Source organism: Caulobacter endophyticus, assembly GCF_003116815.1.
Classification (GTDB): Bacteria; Pseudomonadota; Alphaproteobacteria; order Caulobacterales; family Caulobacteraceae; genus Caulobacter; species Caulobacter endophyticus.
On record NZ_QDKQ01000075.1, the window covers coordinates 1 to 5,529 of the forward strand.

General features: G+C 54.7%; 3 tRNA genes and 3 rRNA genes. All 6 read right to left on the minus strand.

Annotated elements, in window-relative coordinates:
- Position 1: 1 nt before the first annotated feature.
- Positions 2 to 78: transfer RNA gene (locus DDF67_RS23100), tRNA-Met, on the minus strand.
- 64 nt (positions 79 to 142) lie between these two features.
- Positions 143 to 257, minus strand: a 5S ribosomal RNA gene (gene rrf, locus DDF67_RS23105).
- Positions 258 to 363: 106 nt separating this feature from the next.
- Positions 364 to 3,149, minus strand: a 23S ribosomal RNA gene (locus tag DDF67_RS23110).
- Positions 3,150 to 3,385: 236 nt separating this feature from the next.
- Positions 3,386 to 3,461: transfer RNA gene (locus DDF67_RS23115), tRNA-Ala, on the minus strand.
- Positions 3,462 to 3,525: 64 nt separating this feature from the next.
- Positions 3,526 to 3,602 (minus strand) — tRNA-Ile (locus DDF67_RS23120).
- A gap of 181 nt (positions 3,603 to 3,783) precedes the next feature.
- A 16S ribosomal RNA gene (locus DDF67_RS23125) occupies positions 3,784 to 5,265 on the minus strand.
- The 16S, 23S and 5S rRNA genes sit together here with 3 tRNA genes alongside, the layout of an rRNA operon.
- Positions 5,266 to 5,529 lie beyond the last annotated feature (264 nt).

The following is a 5,529-nucleotide window of genomic DNA, read 5'->3' on the forward strand; positions in this document are numbered from 1 at the left end:
TTGGGTGCGGGGACAGGATTTGAACCTGTGACCTTCAGGTTATGAGCCTGACGAGCTACCGGGCTGCTCCACCCCGCGGCAGGGGTATTGATCGTGGGTAGGGTTCTGGACTGTTTATTTGCGTGATGCATCCTTTTAGCGGACCTGGCGGCGACCTACTCTCCCGCGCCTTGAGACGAAGTACCATTGGCCCAGGGGGACTTAACGACCGAGTTCGGAATGGGATCGGGTGGGGAACCCCCGGCAAAGCCACCAGGTCAGCAAAAAGGATGCTGCTTGCTCTCGATTTTTGAGGGCAAGGCAAAGAAGAAGACATCAGTGTCAGGGCAAGTTTTGTAGAGCTTGCATGGGTTTGACTGAAGAACGATCAAGCCTATCGAGCTATTAGTACCGGTAAGCTCCATGCGTCGCCGCACTTCCACACCCGGCCTATCAACGTGGTGGTCTTCCACGGCTCTCAGCGAGACCTTGTTTTGAGGTTAGTTTCCCGCTTAGATGCTTTCAGCGGTTATCTATTCCACACTTAGCTACCCTGCTGCACAGCTGGCGCCATGACAGGTCCACCAGAGGTGTGTCCATCCCGGTCCTCTCGTACTAGGGACAGATCCTCTCAAGTCTCGTACACCCACGGCAGATAGGGACCAAACTGTCTCACGACGTTCTGAACCCAGCTCACGTACCACTTTAATCGGCGAACAGCCGAACCCTTGGGACCTGCTCCAGCCCCAGGATGTGATGAGCCGACATCGAGGTGCCAAACTTTGCCGTCGATATGGACTCTTGGGCAAAATCAGCCTGTTATCCCTAGAGTACCTTTTATTCGTTGAGCGATGGCCCTTCCACGCAGGACCACCGGATCACTATGGCCGACTTTCGTCTCTGCTCGACTTGTCAGTCTCGCAGTCAGGCGGGCTTATGCCATTGCACTCGACGACCGATTTCCGACCGGTCTGAGCCCACCATCGCGCGCCTCCGTTACACTTTGGGAGGCGACCGCCCCAGTCAAACTGCCCGCCACGCCATGTCCCGGACCCGGATAACGGGCCGCGGTTAGACGTCAGCAACAATAAGGGTGGTATTTCAAGGATGGCTCCGCCGGAACTGGCGCCCCGGTTTCATAGCCTCCCACCTATCCTACACATGTTGCTGCTAACGCCAAGGCGAAGCTGCAGTAAAGGTTCATAGGGTCTTTCCGTCTGACCGCGGGAACCCCGCATCTTCACGGGGAATTCAATTTCGCTGAGCCTGTGCTGGAGACAGTGGGGAAGTCGTTACGCCATTCGTGCAGGTCGGAACTTACCCGACAAGGAATTTCGCTACCTTAGGACCGTTATAGTTACGGCCGCCGTTTACCTGGGCTTCAATTCAGAGCTTGCACCCCTCCTTTTAACCTTCAGGCACCGGGCAGGCGTCAGACCCTATACGTCGCCTTGCGGCTTCGCAGAGCCCTGTGTTTTTGATAAACAGTCGCTACCCCCTGGCTTGTGCCACTCTTTTCTGGTTGCCCAAAGAAGAGTCACGCTTATCCCGAAGTTACGCGTGCAATTTGCCGAGTTCCTTCAGCACAGTTCTCTCAAGCGCCTTGGTATACTCTACCTGCCCACCTGTGTCGGTTTCGGGTACGGTCTCCGTTGGAGTTATTTCCAGGGACCTGTTCACTGCCGGAACCAATCCAATAAGGACCGACAATTTACCAGATCCGTCACTTCCAACTGGTTCAGGAATATTTACCTGATTCCCATCGATTACGCCTTTCGGCCTCACCTTAGGGGCCGACTAACCCTGCGCAGATTAGCTTTACGCAGGAACCCTTGGGCTTTCGGCGAGAGGGTCTCTCACCCTCTTTATCGCTACTCATGTCAGCATTCTCACTTCCGATACCTCCAACAAGGCTCACGCCTCATCTTCACAGGCTTACGGAACGCTCCGCTACCGCTTGCTCAAAGAGCAAACCCATACCTTCGGCGACTGGCTTTAGCCCCGTTACATTTTCCGCGCAGGTTCGCTTGACCAGTGAGCTGTTACGCTTTCTTTAAATGATGGCTGCTTCTAAGCCAACATCCTGGTTGTCAAAGCAAACCCACATCGTTTCCCACTTAGCCAGTACTTGGGGGCCTTAGATGATGGTTAGGGTTGTTTCCCTTTTCACGACGGACGTTAGCACCCGCCGTGTGTCTCCCAGATATCTCTCTCGGGTATTCGGAGTTTGATTAGAATTGGTACAGCTCGCGCCGCCCGCATCCATTCAGTGCTCTACCCCCCGAGGAGTCCGTCTGAGGCACTACCTAAATAGTTTTCGCGGAGAACCAGCTATGTCCAGGTTTGATTGGCCTTTCACCCCTATCCACAAGTCATCCGAGAATTTTTCAACATTCACCGGTTCGGTCCTCCAGTTGGTGTTACCCAACCTTCAACCTGCTCATGGATAGATCACCTGGTTTCGGGTCGTCATGCGACGTACTTATTCGCCCTATTCAGACTCGCTTTCGCTGCGCCTACACCTAACGGCTTAAGCTTGCACGGCACATGAAGTCGCTGACCCATTATACAAAAGGTACGCCGTCACCACGCGCGGTGGCTCCGACTGCTTGTAGGCTTCCGATTTCAGGATCTGTTTCACTCCCCTTGTCGGGGTGCTTTTCACCTTTCCCTCACGGTACTTGTTCGCTATCGGTCATTGAGGAGTACTTAGGCTTGGAGGGTGGTCCCCCCATGTTCAGACAGGATTTCACGTGTCCCGCCCTACTCGAGTCTGTCGCTATTTGACGCTTACGGGGCTATCACCCACTATGGCGGACCTTCCCAGATCCTTCAGCTTTATGTCACGACAGCACTGGCCTGGTCCCGGTTCGCTCGCCACTACTACGGGAGTCTCGGTTGATGTCCTTTCCTCCGGGTACTGAGATGTTTCAGTTCCCCGGGTTTGCTTAATGACCCTATGTATTCAGATCATTATACCTCTTCCGACCATCCAATCCTGGCCTTGCCGAAGCAAAGCTAAGTTGGGTGACCGTAAAGGTGGGTTTCCCCATTCGGAGATAGCCGGATCAAAGGGTGCTCGCGCCTCCCCGGCTCTTATCGCAGCGTGCCACGTCCTTCATCGCCTCTCAATGCCAAGGCATCCGTCAGAAGCCCTTATGCGCTTGATCGTTCTCAGCAAAACCCATGCGCTTACCGTCTAGGGACGGCTCGCATGCGCTTTACAATTTGTCAGACAATGATGTCTTCTTAAGTCCAACCTGAAGCGGCTGAACCCTACCTTCACGATGTCACTTCGCAGACCAGCCTGAGCTGGTTGCAAACTTGATATCCTCGATCGCGATATTCCCAATCCTACCAGCTAGCCTCGCTCAAGCAGCGAAGCGGTAGCGAGGATTGCGAGGAATGGTGGAGCCAGACGGATTCGAACCGACGACATCCTGCTTGCAAAGCAGGCGCTCTACCAACTGAGCTATGGCCCCTCACACTCGGTGAGTTGCTTGCCCAGGAGAGCTGGTCGGTTGCGGTCCGTTTGAGTGGAAAGAGTGGTAGGCCCGATAAGACTTGAACTTATGACCTCACGCTTATCAAGCGTGCGCTCTAACCAACTGAGCTACGGGCCCATAGGCCGCTCAGATCAGATCAAGAGATCTGCTCCAGGGCTCGCGATCGTGCTTCGAACCTGATCGGCTCGAAACAAGTGGAAAGAGAAACGGAGACGGCGGCGATCCGCTCATTTGTGTGCGTCTAGCGCACTAATTGGAGCCTCAATAAGCTCGTGAGAGCTTGGAGAAGCATCCTTAGAAAGGAGGTGATCCAGCCGCAGGTTCCCCTACGGCTACCTTGTTACGACTTCACCCCAGTCGCTGACCCTACCGTGGTCGCCTGCCTCCTTGCGGTTAGCGCAGCGCCTTCGGGTAAAGCCAACTCCCATGGTGTGACGGGCGGTGTGTACAAGGCCCGGGAACGTATTCACCGCGGCATGCTGATCCGCGATTACTAGCGATTCCAACTTCATGCTCTCGAGTTGCAGAGAACAATCCGAACTGAGACGACTTTTAGGGATTGGCTCCCCCTCGCGGGATTGCAGCCCTCTGTAGTCGCCATTGTAGCACGTGTGTAGCCCACCTTGTAAGGGCCATGAGGACTTGACGTCATCCCCGCCTTCCTCCGGATTAACTCCGGCAGTCCTGTTAGAGTGCCCAACTGAATGGTGGCAACTAACAGCGAGGGTTGCGCTCGTTGCGGGACTTAACCCAACATCTCACGACACGAGCTGACGACAGCCATGCAGCACCTGTGTCCCAGTCCCCGAAGGGAAAGCCAGATCTCTCTGGTGGTCCGGGCATGTCAAAAGGTGGTAAGGTTCTGCGCGTTGCTTCGAATTAAACCACATGCTCCACCGCTTGTGCGGGCCCCCGTCAATTCCTTTGAGTTTTAATCTTGCGACCGTACTCCCCAGGCGGAGTGCTTAATGCGTTAGCTGCGTCACCGACAGGCATGCCTGCCGACAACTAGCACTCATCGTTTACAGCGTGGACTACCAGGGTATCTAATCCTGTTTGCTCCCCACGCTTTCGAGCCTCAGCGTCAGTAACGGACCAGTATGTCGCCTTCGCCACTGGTGTTCTTCCGAATATCTACGAATTTCACCTCTACACTCGGAGTTCCACATACCTCTTCCGTACTCAAGACTGCCAGTATCAAAGGCAATTCCAAGGTTGAGCCCTGGGCTTTCACCTCTGACTAAACAGTCCGCCTACGCTCCCTTTACGCCCAGTAATTCCGAGCAACGCTAGCCCCCTTCGTATTACCGCGGCTGCTGGCACGAAGTTAGCCGGGGCTTCTTCTCCGGGTACCGTCATTATCGTCCCCGGTGAAAGAATTTTACAATCCTAAGACCTTCATCATTCACGCGGCATGGCTGCGTCAGGCTTTCGCCCATTGCGCAAGATTCCCCACTGCTGCCTCCCGTAGGAGTTTGGGCCGTGTCTCAGTCCCAATGTGGCTGATCATCCTCTCAGACCAGCTACTGATCGTCGCCTTGGTGAGCCTTTACCTCACCAACTAGCTAATCAGACGCGGGCCGCTCCAATGGCGATAAATCTTTCCCCCGAAGGGCACATCCGGTATTAGCTCAAGTTTCCCTGAGTTGTTCCGAACCAAAGGGCACGTTCCCACGTGTTACTCACCCGTCCGCCACTAATCCCGAAGGATCCGTTCGACTTGCATGTGTTAGGCCTGCCGCCAGCGTTCGCTCTGAGCCAGGATCAAACTCTCAGGTTGAGTTGACATTGACTCCAGCTATTTGATCGAGGGGAAAACCCCGATCGCGTATCTGGTTTGCATAGTTTCTTGACGAGTTCCCATCACACAATGACCAAGCCATAAAGCTCGATCACCGTATAAATGGTGTCTTCAAGAGACCGCATTCGTCAGCGTCTAAGGTTACCTCGAAGGGTAACCGCCAGAGCGCCGCCGCCTGCGTTTCTCTTTCCAAATCAACAATGTCAAAGACCAGAGCCGAAGCCCCGAGCCGCCTCCGTAACC